The following is a 24,649-nucleotide window of genomic DNA, read 5'->3' on the forward strand; positions in this document are numbered from 1 at the left end:
TTTCAAGTTTAGTTTTAAATTAAATAACGTTCACTTAAATTTATTATTTAAGTGAATTTTTATATAAGAAAAACGACAGTGCTAAACTTCTATTATCGCACTGACGGTTTACAGCCAAAATTTTTCACTAATTTTACCGAATAAAATATACCAATGCCACTTTACAGAGACTTTTCCGATGACAATGCCACAATTCTCGTATGGAAATATGATGAAACGGAAGATCTGGATATCCACAAACTTCTGGAACCTGAAAATGCAGAGAAAGTAAAAGATTATCATCCCAAAAAGCTGCTGGAAGTTTTAATGGTCCGTAAGCTGCTTAAAGGGTTGAAACCTCATTCAAAAATTTTATATAAAGAAAGAGAACCGTTTTTATATCCTAAAGATGCGGAAATTTCGATTACGCATTCTTTTCCTTTTGCGGCTATTGCCATTTCTAAAAATAAAATAGGAATTGATATTGAAAAGTTCAACCCCAAAATTTTAAGGCTCATTGATAAATTCACGTACGAAAACGAAAGAGGTTTTATCCCTTTTGATAATGAAGTGACGTACTATACCATTATCTGGAGCGTGAAGGAAAGTATGTACAAAATTCATCATTCCAAGCACTGGTCATTGAAAAAGCATTACGAAGTAAGGCCTTTTGAGCTGAAATATCTCCATAATATCAGATGCAGAGTGCATGATGACACAATGTCTGATGAATTCAAGGCTAGGGTAGAGTTCTTCGACGAATACTGCTTTACGATTGTTGAGGAATAGGTTGTAAAGTTTCTTTATTTTCCGTTTCGTTCTGGTATTTTTCAATTACTTTTCTTTGCTCTTTCGCTACATCATAAATCAGTTCCAGAATATCATGAATATTTTTAAGCTCCGTAAGATGCGATATTTTATTCGGATCTCTGAGGTCATAGGATTCATGTTCCGTCAATTCGGTTTTTCTTTTTAAAATGAGATCGTCCAATGATGAATCTTCCGGCTCAATGCGGCTTTCCATATTAAGGGTTTCTGTTATTTTATCGCCATTCAAAAGATGAGTTACCTTCTGCATTTCTGCTTCTATTTTGCGGCTCCAGCCTTCAGCGTCTATTTCAGGATACTTTTCATCATCTTTTACATATTGAGATAGAGAAGCGGTGTACGCCGTGATAAGATGAGATGTTGCGACAAACTGATGTACAACTTCCAGTTTTTTCTGTTGGTTTTTAGGTTCAGAAATCATTCTCTGGAAATTGTCGGAAAGATTGGCCAATGAAATAATGGCGTTTTTTCGTTTTACCTTATAATCCTGAATATCAAATTTTTCTTCCAGAAATTTTGAAATAACGGATTGAAAATAAATAAGATTACATTCTGCCGATTTTTTCATTAAATCCAGATTCTGTGTATGCTCCCAGACCGGCAGCACAACATAGGCTACCAGTGATGTGATGACTGCAGCAATAATGGTGTCAACAATTCTGTCTCTGAAAATAATATTTACATTGCCGGGACTCAAAAAGTTAAAGCTTAAAAAAACATAAATTGTCATGAACAAAACGGCCCAGAAATATTTTCCTTTGAGAAAGCTGAAACACATAATCATACTTAACAAAAGAATGGTAAAAAGAAGCTGATTAATATGGATATAATGGAGGATTCCGTAGGCAATCACAGCTCCTGCGATTGTTCCGTACAGTCTTAATAAGTTTCTTTTTTTGGTGATGGAATAGGCGGGTTTCAAAATCGCTACAATCGTGATCAGAATCCAATACGTATGTCCGATTCCTAAAAACTGAAACAGGGAAAACAGATATCCAACAAGCAAAGCAATCGTAATTCTTAAAGCATGCCTGAAATGTGATGATGAAAATGAAATATTGTTTTTTAAAACTTTAAAATTAAGTTTTTCTTCATTCGGCATGAATTTTTTCAGATCTAATCCGGTGGAAAGGCTTTTAGCAAGTTTGACATTCTGGGAGAAAACTTTATAAATTTCGTTGATCTCTTTGGTGATCTCATTGATACGCATCAATATTTGTCTGAGAACCATGAAGTTTTCAAAATTTTCTGGAGAAATACGTTTGTTTCTCAATTCAAAATAATCGTGATTGAGATGTTTCAGTTCTTCTTCAAGATTAGAAATCGGCTTTGCTTTCGTTCCTATCTGAAGTGATATTCCGATGTTGGTGATCTCCTCGGAAAGAAGATTAAGATAATCATGAATTTTTACCAGAATAGTTGTATTGTCAAAACTCTGCTGCAGTTTCTGATAATCACTTTCTGAGGTCATCAGCTTTTCATGCAGATCCATTGAATTAAGGAACATCAGCATCAATAATCTGCTTGTCGTTGTCGATTCGTTTACGATGGTTCTTGTTTTGAAAACAGTTTCGCGGGTTTCTTCCTGAAGGTTTTTAATCTCGATCTGCTTGGCAATCACCTGTGTCGTGAGTTTGTCAAAATCGGGATTTTTCTGGTAATAATTGGCTTTAATTTTTAAGAATTCTGCCAGCTGAAGATAATTTTCTCCTATCATCTGGCTGGCAAGCTTATACGGCTGAATAGTCGTTACAATTAAAAATATAAGTAAAAACCAGGTACATCCTGATGCAAAAATCAGGAGACTTTTAAGGATATTGGCACCTGTTAAATGTCCGTCGATAAATATAGCAAGAACAACCAGTGATAATGAGCCTACTGCTGCAAGCCTCTGCCCATACACACCAATCAGCGAAAAGAACATTCCGAAAATGATGATTTCTGCAAAAACCAGAATTTTGATATTCATAACGAGACTTGCGATTGTGGCCACAAATACGAAGCAGATAATGGCAAAGGACAAAGCATTTCGTCGTCGAATAAAAGGACCCGGCTGATCTGTAAGCGCTACAAAACTTGTTCCCAGCGGAAAAAGGAAGTACTCTTTCAGAATGCCAAAATGAGCGAGAACCAAGCACGGAAGAACAGTAGCCAGTGTAATCCTGATCGCAGAATATACATATTGGCTGGTGACAAATTTTTTGAGCTCCGCAGAATAGTTCATACTACAAAAATAAGAGTTAAATGTGAATTGTGAGTTTTAGTTGGTAAGTCAAATGTGAATTTTTTTGAATGTTAAATATTGTGATATGTTAACTGAATAGTTTCTGGATATGAACTTAAAATTTATCAAATTTTAAACCATGAGTAATCGGTAACTTAAATTTGTAAGAAATGTCTGCCATTCTAGCCCCGATCGCAGCATTTGTCTGAGCTCATTTTTTGATTTTTGGCGCGGCGGCGAAGCCGCCGCCGAAACCAAGAAAATAGCGAGTACGGAGAGCCGGAAATAGCTACTAAAAGAAAAGTCCCATAAAAATATGAGACTTTTTCAGTTGTATGTGGTATTTCTTAGTAATCTACATTGGATGTTTCTTCACCGATGTTCCAGGTAAGACCGAAACGAAGCGTGTTATCCAAGGCACTATTAATTTTAGACATATTGATAAGGTAAGAAAGATCAAGTCCGAAAGAACGGTACTTTAATCCGATACCTGCAGTAGCAAACTGTCTTGCTCCCTGCTCTTCACTTTCGTGGAAATAACCCGTTCTTACAGAGAATGCGTTGTCATAAGAATATTCCAAAGCACCACTCATCATGATAGAGTTCGGGTTTTTAAAGGATTTTGCGATACCTGCAATTGGTCCCACGTTTGGAACTTCATAGATAGGCTGTCTTGTATTTGGATCTGTTCCTACATATTCTGAACCCGGAACTAAAATTTTAGAACCTTCAACACTGATACCCACTCTGTTCATATCATCAAGATACATATCGTAACCAACCCCTAATCTTGCCATGGTAGGAAGATAAGATCTTGATTCTTCGTTTCCTGTGTAGTCTAATTTCGGACCTACGTTCTGAATAGCAAAACCTGCGTTCAGTTTTCCATCCATCCCTCCGAAACTTGAGAATCTTGGAGAAGTATAGTACGCCGAAACATCTACTGCAAAAGAGCTTGCCGGCTTCAAAGTCGTGTCTGTGTTGAATCCTCCGGCTAAGTCTGAACGGATATATCTACCGGTAACAGCAGCAGAGAATGAATCAGAAAGTTTCAAAGCATAAGCAACGTCGATAGAGAATTCGTTTGGCTTCGAAGTACCCATTGAAGTTACTTCGTTTCCTACTAACTGAGTCAGATCCACCTCACCCATGTTGAAGTAATAGATACTCGCGGAGATGGTAGATCTTTCTTCCTGCCCTAAAAATTTATGGAACGCTCCATATAATAAGAATACATCATTGGTAAGTTTTCCCATGTACGGAGTGTAATTCAATCCCACAGAAGAACTTGTTCTGCTGAAAGGATATTTCGCGGCATTCCAGAATTGAGAAAAAGCATCCGGAGAGGTTACGACACCCTGATCCCCCATACCTCCAGCTCTGGCATCTGGCGCGATTCTTAAGAAAGGAGCTCCGGTTAATACAGGTCTTACAAGGCTTAAATCTTGAGAATAGCCTAAAAAGCCAGCACTTAACCCAATTCCTAAAAGCAGTTTAGTAGTTAAATTCATATGTTGTCTTTTATATATTATCAGTTTTTTGTTGATATTATTATTGTTATTGTTTTAAAATTATTTCAAAAGTACCATTTTTTCTACAGCTGTAGCACTTCCTTTGCATTTTTCTTGATTTTGACTTTTTGCAAATATCTTAAAAATATACGTACCTTTTGCAACTGTGGCACCAAAATCATCTCTTCCGTCCCATTCTATTGCCTGACGTGGCGTTCTAAAGCCCTGTAGGAAGGGTTCTGCGACCACAGGCTGAGATAAAGTTCTTACCAATTTTCCGGTAATGGTATAAATCTGAACATTCACATCAAGGATATCATCACAATTATGCTCAAACTGGATATATGTTTTGTTGGTAAACGGATTCGGCCAATTCAATGGTCTGTTGATCACCAAATGCTGATCTGCTTCATCCTTAACTTCAAAGTTTAACGTTGCAGTTGTAGAATTATTGTTTATATCCCAAACTTTAAATGTCAATTGATGTTGCCCCACTGACAGGTTCCTGAAAGGGTAGGTTACATTTCCCTTTTGATAGTCTGCCAGACTCGGACTCAGACATCCGTTTCCTTCTCCTGATGCATAAAAATCATTCAGTACAATAGTGTTGATAATTTGTCCGTCCAAATATACTGTAATATCGTGACCGATACCAGACCCTGTAGAATTAATTCCTGTATCATCGGTGATACATGCCAGCAGCATAGGATTCTGATCTGTAATACCACCTTCCGCAAAGTTGGTATTGTTCATATACAGCTTCACTTTTGGCGGTTCATTATCATTAATTCCGTTCGGGTTGATATCTCCGACCTGCACTGCCTGATTATTAAATACATCGCTGGCTTTATTGTCTGCATATCCTAAGATTCTTCCCTGACCGATGGCGTAATTGATATCCTTCGGTACATAAAATTCTACAGTGAATACCCCATTCACAGCTGTTCCGGAAGCTTTTACAATGGCACTCCCTTCTTCTGTGTACTGAAGAGCCGGAGTTGACCAGCCTTCATTATTCAATGTGGATTTATTCAATCTTTTATCAAAAATGTTGATAACTACCCTTCCGTTAAATGTCGTATTAACCGTACCGTTGGGATTGTTGATATGTCCTTTTACTTTTACGAAATCCAATCCTCTGATCAGTCCCGGTACCGGAGTTTCAATATTATCGATAACGAGTAATCGCTTCGGTCTGCTTAGTTTCATGGCCGGATCTCCAAGGAAATTAACTTTCATGTGATCTGTAGCCGAACCTTTCTGTTTTTTAGCATTTAAATGTGCGTATCCTAAAGTTTCAAAATCATCGCTGGTAAGTTTAAATATATTCTGGGTAAACAGATTCGTGAAATCTACTCCGTATCCTACATCGATAGCTCTGCTTGAAGTAATCATGGTGGCCGGACCTCCTTGTTTTAACTTAATAAACTGTTCTCCGGCAGAGGCTGTCTCAGGTTCATCCCAAAGGGTAAATTCGCAGGTAATTGTGGATACAAAAGGAAATCTGCTGTACACATTAGAGAAATTGTTGGCATTCTGAACTTCAGATAAAGTTAAAACTCTTTCCTGGGCCCATCCGTTGATACCTCCGTGTCCGAAATAGAAAATATACAAGCTGTTTCCGATATCATTTGAAATCGCCTGGTTTACCTGAGGATATCTTTGACCGCCGGCAGTACTTTGTGCCTGGAAAGCATCCAGATACAATTTTCGTACATTATATTCCTTAAGATCTGTTGATGGTTGCTCAAAAACAGTTACCAGAGAACTATTCATAACCGTGTGGAAAGGTGTACCACCATCATTATCATCATCTACCACAAAATCAAGCTTCATTTTCCACTCTCCGAAAGGCGTTGACTGCCCGGAAAGGTTATTGTAATACGCTAAAGTTTTGTCCATCATGTTGGACGCCTCCGTTACATTGGCCGCCGGAAGTCTTCCTACAGGGAGATCAGGTAAATTGTTTGTAATAAATTCACTCGTTTGTGGACTTGTCATTACAATATAGTCATCCGTCACGAAAGACCGTACAACGTCAGATGATTCTTCACTCTGATAGCTCGTCACAACATTGGAATTGTTTGATATTCTGTTTTTAAAATCGTATGACGTATCTCCTAAAATGAAAACATATTTTAGTGTTCCGGCAGGGGTATTCAGCTTTGTGACAAAATCCCTGATTGCCGTAAGATCTCTGCTTCCGCTTCCGAATTCGTTATAAATCTTGTCAGTATCTATGATCTGTACATTGTAATTGTTTTTTGTCTGATGGTAATTAGCCAGTTTCTGTGCCTGTCCCATCATTTCAGGAACCGTAATAATCAGATAATCCACATTTTGAAGTGCAGAAAGATTTTGATTATTGATGCGTCCTACAAACTGCGGGGAATAGGCAGCATCAGCTTTAAAAGCGACAAATTCATTATTGAAATTCTGATCTGCCGTAATATATGCAAAATTAAAAGTTGTATTTCCTGCCGCCTTATTTACTCTTCTGTTGGCATTTGTAATATCAGTAACATCCCAGATCTGCTCAGCAGAAGCGGCATTGGAAAGACTGAATCCGTAAGTAGTATTCGTTCCGCTTTCTAATGAAAAATCCCTGAAGTTCATCTGGGTTCCGTTGAAATTCAGATTGTCTTTATATTGTACCTCAAGATAATCCACATAAAAATTTCCGTTGGGGTTAACCGTAATATTAGGTTTGATGTTGAAGGTTATCTGGCTTCCGCTTAATCCCGAAATCGTCCCCGTATATCTTACTGGATAAAACTCGTTGGTTCCGCCGGAATTTGCAGCAGGAATGGGAGTTGTAGATGGGTTTTGTGTATTAATGTCAAAGTTGATGCTGTTTTGCTGAGACTTGTACGCAACGACCTGCGCCCTGTATCGGATGACGTCACCGCTCTGAATGGGTGAAGCTGTATTGAAAGTTACCGCCTTATCGGTCGTAAACGGAGCTTCTTCTACCCAAAGCCTCCCTACTTTCATCAGGTTCTTCTGGTCATTATTTATCACCTGATAATTGTCAAACCTCGTGATGGGTGCAGTAGAAGGCAGGGCGACATCTACTGTCTGAACTCTTTTTCCCGGACCTTTATCAAAATTTATATAATAATAAGAATAATCTTCGTAAATGTTTTTTACGTTTTCACTTCTGTCATTTCTCGTATCGACTCTCTTAAAACCATTTCCGTTTGACGAGTTGTAAAGGTTGTATCCGTTCGGTCCCTGAGCATAAAATAAGGCATAGTCGTTATCATTCCATACGCCGTCATCTTCCCCTACAACCTGGATCGCATTTTCCTGAAGAGCGCTGTATCTTGCATCCTGATTATACTCCGGAAGCATAATTCCCCCCGTTTCCGTAGATTCTGAAATTTTTAGGATTCACAGAAGAAGGATTGATGCCGTTATCCTGTAAAAACTGTTTCGTGATCTTGAAAATTCCGGATTTGTCTACCTTGATCTTGTAAAAATTTCCTGTTGATAAAGGATTGGCAGTGGTACCTACCTTTAAGGTGCCGGATAAATTATTAGGTGCATTTGTTTCTGAAATTTCAAATGAAGATAATCTCTGAACCTGACCTTTCACCTTTTTAAATAAAGCAACACTGATGCTGGCATACCGTTCTCCTTCCAGATTATAATAAGTAACATCTTTCACCTCATAATCAGGAAGCAGATCTTTACTTATTTCAAATAAATCTTTAGCAGAAATATTTTCCCATACAGGATTAGAAACTTTTAACTGCTTTTCACCAACCTGTTGTTTGGTAGTTATAAAAATGTTATTTTGGCTGAATGAAAATCCTTGATTTTTAAAATTAGGGAGATTGAGTTTCGTATCACCATAATCCCGGATTTTAGAGCCATCCCATTCAATGGAGATTCTTTGAGCCCAGAGGATTGATACAAAGCTTAATAAAAATAAAAGCGAGATTTTTTGTTTCATGTTTATTTTTGAAATTTCTGAATTACAAAATAAATGAAAATTTATAATTAAATTGTGATACAATAAAATTAATTTGTTAACGTTTTTCAAAAAAATCAACTCTTTACTTGATTTATTGAATAATTTATTTTTTCTTTGTACTTTGAAAATATTTATATCGACTATGAAAAAACTAAAGTTGTTTTCATTAATAGCATTAAGTTCTACACTTGCATTAACCAGTTGCGGAGGATCTAATAATGGCGGCGGTACTAAAAAGTTTGTCAGCAAAACAGGTTGGAAACCAAACGAAAAACAAGGTTGGTTTTTTGCAGGAAAGCAACAAAAACAGAAAGGTTGGCCGGGGATGGTATATGTAGAAGGTGGAACTTTTACAATGGGATTAGTGAAAGATGATGTTATGCACGATTGGAATAACTCACCACGCAGAATGCAGGTAAGTTCATTCTTTATCGGAGAAACAGAAATTACTAACTACGAATACCGCGAATACCTTACATGGTTGAAGTATGTATTCCCTCCAAGCGATCCTAGCTTCAAGGAAATCTACAATGGCGCATTGCCGGATACCTTATTGTGGGACAACAAATTATCTAGAAATGATTACAACGAGACGTATTTCCGTTCTCCGGAGTTTGATTACTATCCTGTAGTGGGTGTATCTTGGACTCAGGCAAACAGATATTGCGAGTGGTTATCAGACAGAGCCAATGAAAAGGCTCTGATGCAATCCGGAATTATTGCCAAAGATTTGTACATCAACGAATCTAATAATCAGGGTGGAACTGCATTCAATATGGATAAATTCAAATCGAATGATCCTGAAATGCAAGGATACATCAACGAAAAAAGAATGCAGCAAAAAACAGGTTTGAAAACTACAAACCAAAGATTGCTAGCTGCAAACAGAGCTCCGAACGCTGCCATGGTTACCAAATTCAGACTTCCTACCGAAGTAGAATGGGAATATGCAGCTTTAGGTTTGGCTAAAAACAGAGAGTACAACCAATATAAAGGTAAGACCCCTCAGATTGAAAAATTAAGAGGGACTAAAGGAAGAGATAGAGGAATGTTTCTTGAAAACTTTAAAATGGGTGCCGGTGACTATTCAGGTATCGCAGGCTGGAAAAATGACGGATCAGCGCAAACTTCTGACGTTAGACAGTTTCCTTCAAATGATTTAGGTATTTATGGAATGTACGGAAATGTATCAGAATGGACTGCTGATGTGTACAGACCGATTATCGATGAAGATTTTAGCGACTTCAACTACTACAGAGGAAATATGCCTCAGGCTATCGTAAGAAACGGAGACGGAACTTACAAAATGGTAGATGAAAGCAGCATTAAATATGATACTCTGGCAGACGGAAGATTAGTTTACAAAACTTTACCTGGTCAGTTTGAAAGAGAAACTATCGCTGATTACAGAAACTACAGAGATGGTGACAGAATGTCTTCTTTAGATTACAGAAATGCATCTGATTCAGCTACTACTTATGATATGTACAATTCTCCTAAATCAAGATTTATTGTAGATGGCAGTGGTAGAGTAGTTTTACAGAAAGACAGAAAGGAAAGAACTTCTGAAATTTCCAACGATATCAGAGTTGTAAAAGGAGGTTCTTGGCAGGATACAGCATATTGGCTGGATCCGGGACAAAGAAGATATAAAAATCAAAACAAAGCCTACGGATGGATCGGATTCCGTGTAGCTCAGGATGCAAGAGTGAGTGACAAGGGTAGAACAAGAAGATAATATTTATCAAAATAATTTTCAAAAAACCTTCCGGAATTCTGGAAGGTTTTTTTATTTTTGAACCATGAATACAGAACAGTTTTATCCTTTGTTTTTACAGTCCGAAAATGTTGTTATCGACAGCAGAAAAATTCGAAAGAATGATATTTTCTTTGCTTTTTCAGGTGAGAATTTTAATGCTGCAACATTAGCTGAAGAGGCTATTCATAAAGGAGCTTTGGCTGTTATCGTAGAACAGCAGGATTACGAAAATAAAGAGAAGAATATTTTCTATATTCCTTCAACTTTAGAATTTTTACAAGAGCTTGCTGTATATCACAGAAATAATCTTCAAATTCCTATCATCGGATTAACTGGCAGTAATGGAAAAACGACAACTAAAGAAATTATTCATGCGGTTCTCTCTGAAAAGTTTAATGTGCAGTACACACGTGGCAATTTAAATAATCATATCGGCGTTCCTTTAACTATTCTTTCTATCAGACTGGAACACGAAATGGCAGTAATCGAGATGGGAGCCAATCATCAGAAAGAAATTGAATTTTTATCCTCAATTTCACAGCCAAATCTTGGATATATTACCAATTTCGGGAAGGCGCATTTAGAGGGATTCGGGGGTCTTGAAGGAGTTATTAGAGGAAAATCTGAACTGTATGAATATCTTAAAAATAATAATCAGACAATTCTTGTTAACGAAAACGATCCTATTCAGGTTGAGAAAACAATGGATTATCCAATCAAAATTACCTTTGGTAAAGCTGAATCAGATTATCAGTTTGAGCTTTTTTCAGAAGAACATTTTGTAGGTTTAATGTATAAGGACAAAAAAAGCTCTTTCAAAACTTACGGGAGAATATAATTTTACTAATCTTTGTGCTGCTGCCAGCTTAGGGCTTCATTTCGGAATTGATTTTGATAAAATTAGCCATGCTATTAAAAACTATATGCCAACAAATATGCGTTCTCAGATTGTCGAAAAAGGACATAAAATACTGGTTCTGGATACGTATAATGCTAATCCCAGCTCAATGACTGCCTCTTTACACAATTTTGTTACATTCAAAGGCTCAAAAACAATTATTATTGGTGATATGCTTGAACTGGGAGATGAGAGTGAAATTGAACACCATAATATATTAAACTTAGCTTTAAATCTAGGTTTTGATCAAATTATTACTGTTGGCAAAAATTTCATGGCTGTTAATCATTCTACGCCATGCTTCGAAAGTATATCAGAATTAACGGAATATCTTAAAACAAATACAATATCTTCAGAAAATATACTATTAAAAGCCTCCAGAGGCATTGCTCTGGAAAAAGCAATAGATTTTATTTAAGATTTTGTACTCCAGAATTCTCGGATAATTAATTTAATATTTTTGAATGTGCTTGGAAAAACTTCATCCTCAATCTGAACGGTGTTTTTCCAGGCAACTTCAGTAATCCCTTCTTCTATTTGTGGTTTTGAAGTGTCTTCACCATTAAAATTCATTTCAAACCAATGCGTGCATTTCAAAACTTTGTCGCCATTCCTTTCTACATAAATATGATAGGTTGTATTGATAAACTTTACCAGTTCCACGTCGGCAAGACCAGTTTCCTCTTCAATTTCCCGTACGGCAGATTCTTCCCGGGATTCTCCTTTCTCCATTTTTCCTTTCGGAAGATCCCATTTTCCCAGTCTTTTGATGAAAAGAACATCACCAGCGGGATTATTTACAATACCACCGGCAGCCTCAATAATTCTGAAGAGTTTTTGGAATTCTGACCAGATTACAGCAATATTATCCCCGAAAACGTTCAATTCCTTTACAGATGTATTTTCAAGAAGATCCAAAGCGATCTCCAATGTTGTGACACCTTCGTATCCAAGCGTTTTTTCTAAGTTTTCAGATTGCTTAGACAACAATAATTTTTTTTCGTTCACAAAAACTTTATACATTTGTAAGAATTAAGAATTTAAATACAAAAATAAAAAATGAATTTAGAAGGACGAAAGATTATTGTCAATAAATCATCTAAAGATCTTGTAGAAATACTGAAATCACCGGAAAATTACAAAGATTTTATGCCGGATGGTCTTCAGAAGTTTGAAACGAGAGAGGACGGATTTAAATTTGGGTTGCAGGGAATGCCGGAAATCGCCTTGAAAATAGATGAAGTGAATGATCAGAAAGCAGTTTTGAAGTCGGCAAGTTCCAGTCTGGATTTTTCATTGACTGCAGTTTTGCAGCCTCTTAACGAAAATCAGACAGAGGTTCAGATGTTGTTTGAAGGTAAGTTTAACCCATTTATTAAAATGATGGTGGAAAAACCTCTTCAGAACTTTATCAATACGCTGACCGATAAGATTGAAGCTTATAAATAAATTAAACCTCCGCAAAATGGAGGTTTTTTTTATGCAATAATTCCGGAACTGTGATCACAGGAACTGCCTGTAGCAGATGCCAGAACGTTGATCTTATTATTCATCCTAAGAATTCCCATAAAGGCAAAAATTAAAGCTTCTTTATAGTCAATGATTTCCTTTTCGGGAATAATAATTTTAGCATTAGTTTTTGCTTTAATTTTTTCAATTAAATATTGATTGTAAGTTCCGCCGCCTGTAAAAAGTATATTACTTAATTGATATTCATTAAAAACTTTCGAGATCTGATGAGAAATATGTTCTGTAAAGGTCGCAAGCAGATCAATGGTTCCAATATTTTTAAATAGTTGAAAAATATTTTCATTGCACCATTCAATACCCAATGATTTTGGATGGGGTTGCTTATAAAAGTCTAATGAATTTAATCTTAAAAGTAATTCTTCATTAATTTCTCCTTTCTTGGCCAAATCTCCGTTTTCGTCAAAATTTTTATTGAATTTTTGAGCTAGTTTGTTCAGGACAATATTTACAGGAGCAATGTCAAAAGCAATTCTTTGATCGTTAATTTTTAATGAAATATTTGAAAATCCACCTAAATTAAGGCAGGCGTCGTATTGCGAAAAAAGCAGTTCGTCACCGATCGGTACAAGTGGAGCTCCGTTACCACCCATCAGTACATCCTGACTTCTGAAATCGAAAATGACCGGAAGATTCGTTTCTAGTTTTATTGCTCTCCCGTCGCCGATCTGTAAAGTGAATTTTTTTTGAGGCTGATGAAATACCGTATGACCGTGAGATGCGATTAAATCTACATTCTCAAGCTGATTTTTTTCAATAAAATTTTCAACAGCTTTTCCTAAGTAAAAACCGTACTCGGAGTTGAGTTCCAATAATTCTTCGGCTGAAAGATATATTGAATTCCTCAGTTTTTCTTCCCATTTTGCGGAATAGAGAAGTGTTTCAGCTTTTATAATTTCAAATTTCCATGAATCTTTCTTTTCGAATTTGGCAAAACAAATATCCAATCCGTCTAAACTCGTTCCGGACATCAATCCTATGGCATGAAAAATCATAAATTATCGTTTGTTTTCAGACAGTTTGTCGGTGCTGAAATCTCCTGAATTCTGATAAAAAACATATTCGGAGAAGTCATCTTTGGCAGTCATTCCATGAGCTCCTATCAGGGTGGAGCCGTCTTTCATCGTCACGTAAACCGTGTCACGTGTATAAATTCTCTTTTTTCTCTGATCCCAAAATACACTCTGCATCGCAAATTTTTCATTCTCATTGGTGGTAATTCTTACGTCGCCTCTTGCTTCGTAGAATTGCTTGTAATCATAAAATTTAGCATATTTCGCCTTGATCGTTCCAGGGACTTTTGGTTTCTTTTTATCGTAAAAAAGGATATTTACTCCTTTCTTCGCAACGGTGTACGGACTGTCAATGAGTTCATACTTCTCAATGATTGGAGCCTTCGCTCTCATAGTTACAAAACCTGAATCTCTTTGAATAATATTGGCATTGTTGATGATCTGTGAAGGAAAATTTTTATTGTTTTTACCTTTACTTTTTGTAAGATCTTCTTCACAGGATATTATCATAAAAAATATAGCACAACTGAAAAGGTATGCTATATTGTTTTTATTTAATATGTTTCTGAAAGGCTTCATGCTAGTTATATAAAGTCTTTCTGAACCATTTATCGGCAAAATTGAAACCAACTTTCAGGTTAACGTAGTTTTGGTTGATCAGATTATTTTTAAGTGTTCCTCTTTTTCCGACTTCAAGACCAAGCTCAAGACCGCTCATTCTTGTTATACTGCTGTTTTTGAAAGGAAGAAGAACGCCCGCAGAAACCCCGAATTTATTAATATTTTGTCCAGCAATCTGTAAGCTTCCTTTTTCATAAAAAGCTCCGTAGCGGTAAACGATTCTTGAAAAATAACTTCTGAAGTTGTTATAGTTTGGTAAATACCAGCCTCCGGCAGAAATTCTGTAAGAATCCTGAAGATCAAGAGACTGACCAAAATAAGCTATGCTTTCGCCTTTTTTGTAATCTCCCTGCACAGATAAGAACCATTTATTCTCTTCACCATATCCTACACCAAGGGATGCTTGTAGTGGTAAAAGATTTCTTGAGTTTGTATTTTTCTCTTCAATAATACTTTCATTTGCTTTTACAGTTTGTCCTGCATCCGAATAGTAATACGTGCTGTTCAGATAATCGGTTACCATGTTACTTGTGTTACCGAAAGTTGTGGTGGCACCAATCGTCAGCTTTCTGTCAGTGCTTGTATTGAGGTTCTGGTAGCTTGCTCCTAATGTAAAGTTGAAGTTTCTAATACTGTTTTTGGTTTCATAACCATTGATAAGTTCCGCATTGGAATATGCAAGCTCATTAAGGTCATAAAGATTCCCAAAATAATAATTGGCTCTTGCCCCTACAGCAAATTTATCATTGATTTTATAGCCTAATGCAATCTGTGCGGTATTTAAAGTTCCGCTTCCTTTGAATCTATTGTATCTAATTTCTCCCGTTGAAAGAGTATCACTGTGAATAATCTCGTAGCTTTTTGAACTGTATGGCTGGTAAGAAAGTCCCATTTTCAGTTTTGGTGATAACGGAAAAGCCAGTGAAATATTAGATAAATACGTAGAATGTTTGGTAGACTTCGTATTGTTATAATCTGTTTTGAAGTAATTATTTTCGTTGGTCGCTTCCAGCTTGATACTGGTAAGCTCGAAATTAGCATTGTTTGCGGGGTTTGCAAAATTAAAATTACTTGTAAAATCGCTTATAAAAGCTGTTGATATTCCCCCCATAGAGGACGTTTCGATCGTATTATCATATTTTACATCTCCGATTCCGTAAGTCGCATAAGGTGAATTACCCAGATTCTGCGCGTTTAGGAAATATCCAACTGATATTAATGATAGTACAAAGATTTTTTTCATTCTTTATTTTTAAAATAATGCGCAAATATCTTAAATATTAATGAATTGTAAAAATTATATGAGGTTAAAGTTTGTTAAGGGGGATGAATAGATGTAATTGTGACAAATTTTGAGTATTATTGTTGGTTTATTTTATACTTCCGTCATTTTGAATCTTATATTTCTTTTTCAGCAGTTTTTTCCATTTTGTTATGTCTGGTATAAATTTCTATTTCATAATTCTTAGAATGATGTAATCTTTAATGCTTTGTCAGTTTTTTAATCAGCACTATAAATTATATTTCTTTTAACATTCTTGCCTTGTTGCTCAATACTTATCGTTGTTACTCCTCCATTAAATAAAAATTCAATCACTACCTTTTTAGAAGTTATATTATAACTTATAGAAATTAGTCCATCTTGATTTATGTTTTTAGTTATGTTTTTTTTAGGTAAATGAGGCAATAGATAATTTATCTTTTCTACTTCTCTTTTATTTTTTGTCTTTTGATAGACAGCTTCAATAGAAGTATTTTTAAAAATACAATTTTGTTCGTTTCCGTATTCAGTAGATGTATCATTATCAACTAGATTTTGATAATTGATTTTATATTGTTCGTTTGAATCATAATAGCAATCTATTAGTTTATTCCACAAAGTAATATTGAATTTTAAATTTGTTGGGTAATCTATATCATTTGTTATATCAAGTAATTTTTTACCTGAAGCATCAAAAACAATCCATCCGATAGCATTTTCTTGAGAATCTGAGTTATTAAATAGTTTAATTGTAAGTTTGCTATCATCTTTTTTTTCGATAGATAAATTAAAATTATCGATGAATGAATTTTGAATAGAAGATGTAGATATTATTTTTTTCAATAAAATAAAGCAATCATTATCTTCCTTTTTAAAATTATTATTTGATAAAATTTCTACCCTACTTAAGATATCAGTTTGTGGTTTTACCAGTATTGTATTTTCTTGTTTTTTACAAGATGTAAATAGCATTGTTACAATTAATATTATTATAAATAATCCGTTATTCTTCATCTTTAAAATCATTTACTATTTTTGACTTAATTCCCTTGAGACTTTCTCTATATTTTTCTTGTGCACTTGTATCATTGGCATTATAATGATATTTTCAAATTATCCAACTGGGTTTGCCTTTCGGGTTTAAATATTTTAAGAAAACGATCTTTATTGTGTGTGACATGAGAATTTTAATAATAATTACTTAATAAAATCTATAATTTTATTATTAACCATTTTATTATAATCTCCCTCTATTTCACCATTATTATATTTTTTACAATAATTTAAATTTGATAAAGAAAATTCATAATAAGAAATGTCATTTTTTTCATAAAAATTTCCCTCTAAGAAATTTGGATAATTTTGATAGTCTTCATTTTTGTTTATAATGTATTTACTAGGAATTTCCACTGTTACGGCATCATTGGATTTGTATATTTTGATAAAATCTTTATATTTTATTTCAGACTCTTCATATTCTGGTTTCCAATATGTTATTCTCTGACCTAATGGATATAAAATTTTATCTTTAAAATAATATATTTTCCATCCAAAGTTAAACTCACCTACTAAAGGAAGAAATAAAATTAAACTATTATCTGATTTGTTTGAATAAATAAATACGTCTGATGTCGATAGTTCTTCATTAATTAATTTTCTAATAATTGCCTTATCAATATCTTTAAATTTTATTGTTATTAATTCGTATTTATTATTATCAGAAGCTTTCAGTACATTATTATAAACTTCTATGTTCTTACAAGATGATTTGTAGTAGTTGTCACCAAAAGTTGTGCTGCACTTTATCTCTTCAAATATTATGTTTTTATAACTTATATTAGTTAGTGATTTTGTTTTTTTATTGTTTTGCGTTTTTGTTATAGTAAAACTTGCTTCGTCCCTCTGACCTTTGCAAGAAATTAATGTTAAAAAACAATAGGCTATTATTACTTTTTTCATATCTAATATTTATTCCCAGTTTTTTTCTGCTATTTTTTTATGATATTCCTTTTCTTGTAGTGTCATTGAAATTTCGTCTTTATAATATACAAAAATTCCAGGATGGCATCTATTACTTAATCCGTGCCCACTATTAGAATTTCTTATTTCAAAATGTAAATGAGGGTCTTTGCTACTTCCATATCCACTTGTTCCATTTTTACCTAAAACAAAACCACAATTAACAAAATCCCCCTTTTTCAATGACTTACTTAATTCTTGTAAATGTGCATAAAATAGATAAAAGTCTCCATCAAAACTGAATCCAGAACCACTAAGCATTTCGCCTTCATTTTCGTATTGTAGTTTAAAGAAATTAGTTTCACTTTTGTATTGCTTCCTGTTTTGAAAATGTTTTCCACTCTCCATTAGATGTAAGTTTGTAAGTATTTAAGTTATAGTTACAGCAACCTACAACATTTCGAGTAGTAATTGTTCTATTTGCTGCATCAATATCATCTGCTAATATTCCGTGTTGTAAAGGAAATGGATCTTTAGAAGAAAATTTTCCATTTTTATCTTGAAAATAATACTCGTATAAATCGCCTCCATTACCTCCATCGTCCCAAATAATAGCAAAATCTTCTAATCCATCAAAATTATAGTCTTTAATGATAAATTTCTCACATGGTAACTCACTGAGTGTTGTCCATGAGTTTGGCTCAAAATGAATCTCTTCTGTTTTTTTATTTTTTTTATCTGTAACGATAATCCATGCTGAGATTGGATATTTTTGCTCCTTATTATTTTTGTATTCTTCTGCTTCTAAGGTAAATTTGTATCTACCAGTATTGTCATTGAATACACAAGATTTATTTTTTGGAAAGCAATATTTATTTTCGATAGTTTTTACTTTTTTTTCGGCTATGAATAGATTTGAATTATTACTATTTAGTTTACATGAAATAATTTCTTTTTTCTCATTTGCCCAATTTAAAATATAATACGAAGTTTCTTGTTTATCTATATATAAATATGTTTGATTTCCTTTGATTTTAAAATGGTCAATATTAAAATTGGAATCTTCCATAGCTGTATGTTCATATATTTTATTTTTGCTTATCTCAATAAACTTATCAACATCTTTACAGAAATAATATTTATTATTCTCTTTATTGACAAATAACCATTTTCCATAGTACAAATTATAATTAATTTCTTTAGGTTTGGATATATTATTTCTTTCCATTTTTTGACAAGATATTAATATTGAAATAAATAACCATAAATATGATATTTTACTTATTTTTTCCATCTTTTTAATTTTTTCTTATTTGAGTTACCGTATAGAAATGTCCGTTGTAAACAGTTTTTCCTCTCAAGGAATAATCTGTTTTATCTAAGTACAATCTGTTATTATCACTTGCACCTTTTTCTTTATGACTTGTGCCAACATCGTAAAAAAGATAATAACATTTACTTCCTTCGCATTTCCGGCCAATTATTACTACAAAATGATCTGTGGACTGATCTAAATTGTTATCAATTTTATATCCTAATCCATGGTCAACTCCAACTTGAACAGGATGTCCTTTTTCCAATTCACTATCCAAATACATAATGGCTTCTTTTGAAATCTGATTGTTGATTATTAATTTAGAATGTTCACTGTTTTCTATAGCCGTTTGATATAATTTTGATAATGAAGTAGCCTTAAGTCCACTATTTATTAATATATCATCACATGTTTTTTTGCATGCAACCATTTGTCTATCGCGCCCTCCCCATTTTGGATCAAACTGTGTTTGCCATTTTACTTTTTCTCTTAGATCAATTTCTGATTTTCCACATAATGAATTCACTGAATTACTTTTTGGAATATCTTTTTCACAACAATTATATCCAAATTCTTTTAAAAATCCCTTTTTTAAATATAAAGGACTTTTACCAGACAATTCTTCTTGATAAAAATTATTATATAATTCTAATGCTTTTTCTATCGTTTCAATTGGCTGTCCATATCTACCTGGAGGCAGACTAGCCCATTCATAGCTCCCATATTTTTCTGTTGCTTCCTTTATATCTCCTTTTATTATTAGATCTAAGATTCCTTCTCTTTTATATTTGAATAAGACAATACAAAATTTATCTTGTCCCTCTGCAGAAAAATCTTTAATGTTGTACGTTTTTCTTTTATTAATCATGTTATTATCACTCCAAGTATATCCCATAACTTGATACGCACCTGCAGCTGAACTATACACTTTTTCGCCGTTTTTTTTGGTGTACCAAAGGACTTTAATATGTGGGTGGTCACTCATATTTTTATTATGAGGTGGCTTTGTAAAGTTGCCCCCACCAAATAATTTTGTGTATCCACTTTCAAAATCATTTGGAATGTATACAATATCAATCTTTTTTTGTTTCTTTATTATATTTTGAAGATTTTATAAGTTCACCTGTTCCTTCTCCTACTCTAAGCATTCTCATATAAGCTTTCACTCTTGCTTCACATTTACAAATTTTTTCTTCCTCTTTCTTCTCCTCCTTTTTCACCCCACCCACAGCCACAGCGCTCCTACCTTCCGGTTTAGATATCGTTGGCGATTTTTCTTTTGTAGCGGTTCCTTTGCTTTCTCCCCAATCCCAGAGTTCTTTCATCTTATCTATAGCAGTATCTATAATTCCTTTTTCTTCCTTTTGGCTTACCGGTTTCTGCGCTGCGGGAGAACCCTTCGCTTTGGGTATTACAGGTGGTTGATAAGGTTTAGGCTTGTAATATTGCGCATAAGGATTTTCAACTTCTACATTCTCTGTTGCGTGTTTATTATGTTTGTAATATTCCACCGTTACATAAAACTCAAGCTCTTTGGTATTGGCTTCACCTTTCATAGCTTTTTGCATCAACGCTTTGGTGAGTGTAAATTCTGCAACTGCCAAACCGTTTTCATCTACTCTGGCTTTTTGGGTTTCTATGGCAGTATTGTTTGCATGATGGCCCGCTCCTTTGGCATCATCTTCCCAAAGCGTAAAAACTATCTCTTTATGAAACATATTCACGCAATAAGCTTTGGCTCTCAGTTTTTCCATAAAGCTGAATGTACTGCCTTTTCTGTTATCTGTATAATAAAGCTCTGTCTTACATATCTGTGGGGTTTTATTTGGTTTTGGGGTAATAATAAGCCCGCCGCCTTCCGGCTCATGGAGATAGCCTTCCAGTCTATAGGTGTGCCCTAAAGATGCTTCTCCAAAAGTAAAGCTGCTGTCTCCTTTTTTCCTGACGTGTGTAGTGGTGAATTTTCCGTTGCTTCTTTTCCTGAAAAGTTCCCAGGTTACCGCTTTTAAATCTCTTTCCGAACTGGGGGTATCAGGATACCAATCTGAGATATGGTAAGTGTTTTTCTCTCCAACAACGGGAGAGATGTTTCCGGATATTGCTGAAACTCCTTTTTTAGGCATTTTTTACATCATTTGTTTCTCAAATTTATTAAATTATTGAATATGAAATTAATTTCTAAAGAATAATTACAAAAATTATTACATCTAAAATAAAAGATCTGTGATATAATTCACGATTTATTTGCAACGCAAAATTCACAATTCACAAATCATTCGTTCCAAAAATTCTTTATCTTTGAGCCATGAATTGGGAGAACATTGCCGGACAGGAAAATCTGAAGAAACTTCTGAGAGACAGTATCGCTGAAAACAGGGTAAGCCACGCGCAGCTTTTCGTAGGAAAAGAAGGGTATGGAACGTTGCCGATGGTTTTGGCATACGCAAAAGAAATTTTAAGCAGAGAAAATGAACATGCCGCTTCAAAAATAGAACATCTCAACCACCTTGATCTTCATTTCAGCTTTCCGGTTTTTACGGATAACAGAAATTCTTTAAGTAAAAATAAATTTGAAGAATTCAGGGAGATGATTATGGATTTTCCTTATTCAAGCTATGACGACTGGACCGCTTTTCTGGAATCTGAAAACAAACAGCTCTTCATTTCGGCAGATGAAATCGATGATCAAAATCAGAAGTTTTCTTTAAAAAGCTTTGAAGGCGGAACCAAAATTCTCATTGTATGGCGGGCAGATAAAATGAACGTTGCCGCAGCCAACAAATTCCTTAAATTTCTTGAAGAGCCTCCTGCAAAAACAATCATTATCCTTACAGCGGAAAGCACAAATGATATTTTGCCGACCATTCTTTCCAGAACTCAGATCGTAGAAGTTCCGAGAATTAACGATGAAGATCTCGGAATTTATCTTAAAAATAATTTCAATGTCTCTGATGATAAAATAGGAGAGGTCATCCACCAGTCGCAGGGAGATCTTAATGACGCTGTAAAGCTTCTTCAGTCGGGAAGTAAAAATGATGAGTTTGAAAAACTTTTTGTTCAGTGGGTCCGTGATGCATTCATGGTAAAAAAAGAAACCGGAGTTTTTAAAAAGCATTATCTTCTGGGCAAGAGAAATCGCAGGCTGGAACCGTGAAAAGCAAAAGAATTTTTTAAATTACTGTTCAGAAATTTTCAGATTGGCTCTTTTGCAGAATTATCAGTCGGAAGACCTGGTTTATAAAAAAATTAATGCCAATGGTTTCAACTGGCTTGGGTTCTCAAAATTTATCAGTGGTGCCAATATCGAAAGCATTCTGGAAGAAATCAGTACGGCCGATTTGCATTTAACCCGAAACGGAAATCCAAAAATCATATGGACAGATTTGGGAATAAAATTATCAAGATATATTCATAAAAATGCATAAAAAATCCGACTCTGGATCGGATTTTATTTTTACAATTAAGCAGTTTTTTTTGCCTTTCTCTCTTTAGCGCTTTTTGCTTTGGCATTACTTTGTGCTCTAGATTCTTTTTTGTCACAACCTTTATGATAATCTGCATTGGCTTTCTTATCTGCTGTAGAACAGTGTTTTTTGTCTTTTCCGGCACAGCATCCTTCTTTTTCCTGTGCAAAATTCAAGGTAAATACGCTTAATAAAGCTAAAATTGAAATAAATTTTTTCATTTGAATCTTATTTTTTAAGCTTCAAATATAACAATTTCAGGTAATTAAAATTAACGAATATTAAAAAGATATTAATTTTTAAATAAAAATCAATCAATCGTTTGATTTATTTAAAATTGGATGTACATTTGCATGCTCAAAAAATGAGAATAAGAAATGATTTCAAAAGAAGAAAATATATTATTTGCTGCCGAAAAGCTTTTTGCAGAAAAAGGTTTTGAAGGAACTTCCATCCGGGAGATTGCCAAAGCGGCCAATGTGAATATTTCTATGATCTCGTATTATTTCGGTTCAAAGGAAAAGCTGTATGAAAAACTGGTGGAGTACAGGATGAATGAAGGACAGTTTTTTGCAAAAGACATTTTAGAAAGAACGGACATTAATGATTGGGAAAAAATAGAAAAGATCGTAGACCAGTTTGCAGGAAGAGTAAGACATCACAAATGTTTTTACAGGATCATGCAGAGAGAGCAGCTTCATACACAGAATCCTCATATTGTTGATTTTCTGAAGCAAACCAAATTAGGATTTATTTCCATGTACTCAAAAATATTGGCAAGCGGGCTGGAGAAAGGAATTTTTACTAAAAATCCACCGATCTATCTGCTGCATTCCACCGTGAGCGGAACTTTGTTTTATGCCTCCAACGCCAAAGAAATGTACAAGGAATTCCTTAATAATACGGATGAAGAAGAAATTTTCGACGAAAAGTATTACACAGAACTTAATACACATATTAAATACTTACTTAAAGACCTTTTGGGTTATGAAGAAAATAAATAATTCAGTCATTGCGCTGGCACTGTTTGTGGGAATTGCAAACGCAAATGCACAGGAGAAAAAAACACTTACTCTTGACGAAGCTGTGCAGTTAGGCATCCAGAACAGCAAAAATCTGAAGATCGATGCCGCAAAAATCGAAGAAGCTACAGCCGATCTTCTGGAAGCTAAAAACAGACAACTGCCCGAGCTGAAAGTTTCAGGAAGTTATATGTATCTTCCCTTAAAACCGAATATCAACATTAAACTTCCCGGAGTTTCAGGAGATGGTGGTCCCGAAGTACATCAGGTTGCTTACGGATCTGCAAACCTCAGCGTTCCCATCTACAGCGGCGGAAGAATAAAGTACGGAATCGAATCTGCAAAATATCTGGTGGAAGCATCAAAGCTAAGCACTGAAAATGATAAGGTCGCTATTGCCTACAACGTTGCTCAGGCTTACAATAATTTGTTTAAAGCCAATCAGTCCATTAAGGTATTAGAAGAGAACCTTACTGCTTCCCAAAAAAGAGATGAAACTTTTCTTAAAATGGAAAACAATGGCATCATTGCAAGAAACGACAGATTAAAGGCCAACCTTCAGACCTCAAATATCGAATTGCAATTATTGGAAGCCAAAAACAACTACAATATTGCCAATATCAATATGGATTTGCTATTGGGACTGCCGGAAACCACAGAAATCGATGTAGACCAGAATTATATTGAAGAAGGCAACGAAGTAAAAACGATAGACTATTATATCAATACTGCCAGAGAAAACCGTAAAGACCTTCAGGCTTTAGATAAGCAGAGACAGGCTGCAGCACTGGGAACAAAAGCGGCAAAAGCAGAAAATCTTCCCTCCATCGCTTTTACCGGTGGATATGTAGCAGCTGATATTCCGAAATTTTTAACCATTTATAATGCGGTAAATGTCGGAGTCGGAATTTCCTACAACCTATCCAATCTTTGGAAAGAAAATTCTTCATTAAAACAGTCAAAAGCAAGAGAAATGCAGCTTTCGGCAACCAATGAATTATTAAATGACAACATCAAATTAGATGTCAACAGAGAATATCAGAATACCGATTATTCTAAAAAGAGAATCGCAGTTTTCGAAAAATCTGCAGAGCAGGCCAACGAAAATTACAGGATTACAAAAAACAAATACGATAACGGTCTGGCTACAATGACAGAACTCCTGGATGCAGATGCAGCACAGATCTCAGCGAATGTAGGCGTTATTAATGCAAAAGCAGATGCGGCACTCGCCTACAGAAAACTATTACAAACTACAGGAACTTTAACAACTAAATAAATTAAGAACG

20 protein-coding genes and 2 pseudogenes are annotated in these 24,649 nt (G+C 34.7%); 7 read left to right on the forward strand and 15 right to left on the reverse strand.

What is annotated here, in order from left to right; genetic code table 11:
- Nucleotides 1–153: 153 nt before the first annotated feature.
- Nucleotides 154–768, forward strand: coding sequence for a 4'-phosphopantetheinyl transferase superfamily protein (locus AAHI02_RS18740; protein WP_346984546.1), 615 nt, complete (start codon nt 154–156; stop codon nt 766–768).
- Here AAHI02_RS18740 and AAHI02_RS18745 read toward each other — a convergent pair.
- From AAHI02_RS18745 to AAHI02_RS18760, 4 genes are all read right to left on the reverse strand, one after another.
- Complete coding sequence (locus AAHI02_RS18745) at nt 749–3,031, reverse strand: FUSC family membrane protein (protein WP_346984547.1); 2,283 nt, start codon at nt 3,029–3,031, stop codon at nt 749–751. The two genes, AAHI02_RS18740 and AAHI02_RS18745, sit on opposite strands and share 20 nt — an antisense overlap.
- Nucleotides 3,032–3,378: 347 nt before the next feature.
- Nucleotides 3,379–4,542: a type IX secretion system outer membrane channel protein PorV gene (gene porV / locus AAHI02_RS18750; protein WP_346984548.1), complete on the reverse strand. Its 1,164-nt coding sequence runs from the start codon at nt 4,540–4,542 to the stop codon at nt 3,379–3,381.
- A 60-nt stretch (nt 4,543–4,602) separates the two neighbouring features.
- Complete coding sequence (gene porU, locus AAHI02_RS18755) at nt 4,603–7,896, reverse strand: type IX secretion system sortase PorU (protein WP_346984549.1); 3,294 nt, start codon at nt 7,894–7,896, stop codon at nt 4,603–4,605.
- Nucleotides 7,880–8,500, reverse strand: a complete 621-nt coding sequence (locus AAHI02_RS18760) for a hypothetical protein (RefSeq protein ID WP_346984550.1) — start codon at nt 8,498–8,500, stop codon at nt 7,880–7,882. Before AAHI02_RS18760 ends, porU begins: the two co-directional genes overlap by 17 nt.
- Before the next feature lie 163 nt (nt 8,501–8,663).
- Between AAHI02_RS18760 and gldJ the strand changes: the two genes are divergently transcribed.
- Nucleotides 8,664–10,259 carry a gliding motility lipoprotein GldJ gene (gldJ, locus tag AAHI02_RS18765; RefSeq protein WP_346984551.1) on the forward strand — a complete coding sequence of 532 codons (1,596 nt, stop codon included), beginning with the start codon at nt 8,664–8,666 and terminating at the stop codon, nt 10,257–10,259.
- A 64-nt stretch (nt 10,260–10,323) separates the two neighbouring features.
- Nucleotides 10,324–11,596 (forward strand): annotated as a pseudogene (gene murF / locus AAHI02_RS18770) (UDP-N-acetylmuramoyl-tripeptide--D-alanyl-D-alanine ligase).
- Here murF and AAHI02_RS18775 read toward each other — a convergent pair.
- Nucleotides 11,593–12,201, reverse strand: coding sequence for an NUDIX domain-containing protein (locus tag AAHI02_RS18775; RefSeq protein WP_346984552.1), 609 nt, complete (start codon nt 12,199–12,201; stop codon nt 11,593–11,595). The pseudogene murF and the gene AAHI02_RS18775 overlap by 4 nt on opposite strands.
- A gap of 36 nt (nt 12,202–12,237) precedes the next feature.
- On the opposite strand from AAHI02_RS18775, the gene AAHI02_RS18780 reads away from it, so the two are divergent.
- A complete protein-coding gene (locus tag AAHI02_RS18780; protein WP_042722070.1) occupies nt 12,238–12,627 on the forward strand; it encodes a hypothetical protein in 390 nt (129 codons plus the stop codon).
- A gap of 29 nt (nt 12,628–12,656) precedes the next feature.
- Here AAHI02_RS18780 and AAHI02_RS18785 read toward each other — a convergent pair whose 3' ends face one another.
- The 9 genes from AAHI02_RS18785 to AAHI02_RS18825 all read right to left on the reverse strand — a co-directional run bounded on the left by AAHI02_RS18785 (nt 12,657) and on the right by AAHI02_RS18825 (nt 20,997).
- Nucleotides 12,657–13,700 (reverse strand): anhydro-N-acetylmuramic acid kinase, encoded by a 1,044-nt coding sequence (locus AAHI02_RS18785; RefSeq protein WP_346984553.1) that lies wholly within the window; start codon nt 13,698–13,700, stop codon nt 12,657–12,659.
- 3 nt (nt 13,701–13,703) lie between these two features.
- Nucleotides 13,704–14,297 carry an LPS export ABC transporter periplasmic protein LptC gene (gene lptC, locus AAHI02_RS18790; RefSeq protein ID WP_346984554.1) on the reverse strand — a complete coding sequence of 198 codons (594 nt, stop codon included), beginning with the start codon at nt 14,295–14,297 and terminating at the stop codon, nt 13,704–13,706.
- Between the two features lies 1 nt (nt 14,298).
- Nucleotides 14,299–15,582 (reverse strand): hypothetical protein, encoded by a 1,284-nt coding sequence (locus AAHI02_RS18795; protein WP_346984555.1) that lies wholly within the window; start codon nt 15,580–15,582, stop codon nt 14,299–14,301.
- 258 nt (nt 15,583–15,840) lie between these two features.
- On the reverse strand, nt 15,841–16,614 hold the full coding sequence (locus AAHI02_RS18800; RefSeq protein ID WP_346984556.1) for a hypothetical protein: 774 nt from the start codon (nt 16,612–16,614) through the stop codon (nt 15,841–15,843).
- Nucleotides 16,615–16,797: 183 nt separating this feature from the next.
- Complete coding sequence (locus AAHI02_RS18805) at nt 16,798–17,559, reverse strand: hypothetical protein (RefSeq protein WP_346984557.1); 762 nt, start codon at nt 17,557–17,559, stop codon at nt 16,798–16,800.
- A 9-nt stretch (nt 17,560–17,568) separates the two neighbouring features.
- Nucleotides 17,569–17,967: a M23 family metallopeptidase gene (locus AAHI02_RS18810; protein WP_346984558.1), complete on the reverse strand. Its 399-nt coding sequence runs from the start codon at nt 17,965–17,967 to the stop codon at nt 17,569–17,571.
- Entirely contained in the window at nt 17,921–18,853 is a 933-nt protein-coding gene (locus tag AAHI02_RS18815; RefSeq protein WP_346984559.1) for a hypothetical protein, read from the reverse strand. The genes AAHI02_RS18810 and AAHI02_RS18815 overlap by 47 nt, the downstream gene beginning before the upstream one ends.
- Before the next feature lie 4 nt (nt 18,854–18,857).
- Nucleotides 18,858–19,859 carry a glycoside hydrolase family 104 protein gene (locus AAHI02_RS18820; protein WP_346984560.1) on the reverse strand — a complete coding sequence of 334 codons (1,002 nt, stop codon included), beginning with the start codon at nt 19,857–19,859 and terminating at the stop codon, nt 18,858–18,860.
- A gap of 88 nt (nt 19,860–19,947) precedes the next feature.
- Entirely contained in the window at nt 19,948–20,997 is a 1,050-nt protein-coding gene (locus AAHI02_RS18825) for a hypothetical protein (RefSeq protein ID WP_346984561.1), read from the reverse strand.
- 182 nt (nt 20,998–21,179) lie between these two features.
- Between AAHI02_RS18825 and AAHI02_RS18830 the strand changes: the two are divergent.
- A pseudogene (locus tag AAHI02_RS18830) lies at nt 21,180–22,299 on the forward strand (DNA polymerase III subunit delta').
- A 35-nt stretch (nt 22,300–22,334) separates the two neighbouring features.
- Here AAHI02_RS18830 and AAHI02_RS18835 read toward each other — a convergent pair.
- Nucleotides 22,335–22,559 carry a hypothetical protein gene (locus AAHI02_RS18835; RefSeq protein ID WP_346984562.1) on the reverse strand — a complete coding sequence of 75 codons (225 nt, stop codon included), beginning with the start codon at nt 22,557–22,559 and terminating at the stop codon, nt 22,335–22,337.
- Between the two features lie 156 nt (nt 22,560–22,715).
- Here AAHI02_RS18835 and AAHI02_RS18840 point away from each other — a divergent pair, with 156 nt between their 5' ends.
- Entirely contained in the window at nt 22,716–23,342 is a 627-nt protein-coding gene (locus AAHI02_RS18840; RefSeq protein ID WP_346984563.1) for a TetR/AcrR family transcriptional regulator, read from the forward strand.
- Nucleotides 23,326–24,639 carry a TolC family protein gene (locus AAHI02_RS18845; RefSeq protein ID WP_346984564.1) on the forward strand — a complete coding sequence of 438 codons (1,314 nt, stop codon included), beginning with the start codon at nt 23,326–23,328 and terminating at the stop codon, nt 24,637–24,639. Before AAHI02_RS18840 ends, AAHI02_RS18845 begins: the two co-directional genes overlap by 17 nt.
- Nucleotides 24,640–24,649 lie beyond the last annotated feature (10 nt).

The sequence above is a fragment of the Chryseobacterium sp. POE27 genome, from assembly GCF_039727685.1.
GTDB lineage: Bacteria > Bacteroidota > Bacteroidia > Flavobacteriales > Weeksellaceae > Chryseobacterium.

Bases quoted from the DNA above. Each gene is read 5' to 3' on its own strand.
- AAHI02_RS18840 (WP_346984563.1), top strand. From the start codon at position 22,716: ATGATTTCAAAAGAAGAAAATATATTATTTGCTGCCGAAAAGCTTTTT.
- AAHI02_RS18785 (WP_346984553.1), bottom strand. From the start codon at position 13,700: ATGATTTTTCATGCCATAGGATTGATGTCCGGAACGAGTTTAGACGGA.
- gldJ (WP_346984551.1), top strand. From the start codon at position 8,664: ATGAAAAAACTAAAGTTGTTTTCATTAATAGCATTAAGTTCTACACTT.
- AAHI02_RS18845 (WP_346984564.1), top strand. From the start codon at position 23,326: ATGAAGAAAATAAATAATTCAGTCATTGCGCTGGCACTGTTTGTGGGA.
- AAHI02_RS18775 (WP_346984552.1), bottom strand. From the start codon at position 12,201: ATGTATAAAGTTTTTGTGAACGAAAAAAAATTATTGTTGTCTAAGCAA.
- AAHI02_RS18760 (WP_346984550.1), bottom strand. From the start codon at position 8,500: ATGAAACAAAAAATCTCGCTTTTATTTTTATTAAGCTTTGTATCAATC.
- AAHI02_RS18740 (WP_346984546.1), top strand. From the start codon at position 154: ATGCCACTTTACAGAGACTTTTCCGATGACAATGCCACAATTCTCGTA.
- AAHI02_RS18795 (WP_346984555.1), bottom strand. From the start codon at position 15,582: ATGAAAAAAATCTTTGTACTATCATTAATATCAGTTGGATATTTCCTA.
- AAHI02_RS18835 (WP_346984562.1), bottom strand. From the start codon at position 22,559: ATGAAAAAATTTATTTCAATTTTAGCTTTATTAAGCGTATTTACCTTG.
- AAHI02_RS18780 (WP_042722070.1), top strand. From the start codon at position 12,238: ATGAATTTAGAAGGACGAAAGATTATTGTCAATAAATCATCTAAAGAT.
- AAHI02_RS18800 (WP_346984556.1), bottom strand. From the start codon at position 16,614: ATGAAGAATAACGGATTATTTATAATAATATTAATTGTAACAATGCTA.
- AAHI02_RS18745 (WP_346984547.1), bottom strand. From the start codon at position 3,031: ATGAACTATTCTGCGGAGCTCAAAAAATTTGTCACCAGCCAATATGTA.
- AAHI02_RS18825 (WP_346984561.1), bottom strand. From the start codon at position 20,997: ATGCCTAAAAAAGGAGTTTCAGCAATATCCGGAAACATCTCTCCCGTT.
- AAHI02_RS18815 (WP_346984559.1), bottom strand. From the start codon at position 18,853: ATGGAAAAAATAAGTAAAATATCATATTTATGGTTATTTATTTCAATA.
- AAHI02_RS18820 (WP_346984560.1), bottom strand. From the start codon at position 19,859: ATGAGTGACCACCCACATATTAAAGTCCTTTGGTACACCAAAAAAAAC.
- porU (WP_346984549.1), bottom strand. From the start codon at position 7,896: ATGCTTCCGGAGTATAATCAGGATGCAAGATACAGCGCTCTTCAGGAA.
- AAHI02_RS18805 (WP_346984557.1), bottom strand. From the start codon at position 17,559: ATGAAAAAAGTAATAATAGCCTATTGTTTTTTAACATTAATTTCTTGC.
- lptC (WP_346984554.1), bottom strand. From the start codon at position 14,297: ATGAAGCCTTTCAGAAACATATTAAATAAAAACAATATAGCATACCTT.
- AAHI02_RS18810 (WP_346984558.1), bottom strand. From the start codon at position 17,967: ATGGAGAGTGGAAAACATTTTCAAAACAGGAAGCAATACAAAAGTGAA.
- porV (WP_346984548.1), bottom strand. From the start codon at position 4,542: ATGAATTTAACTACTAAACTGCTTTTAGGAATTGGGTTAAGTGCTGGC.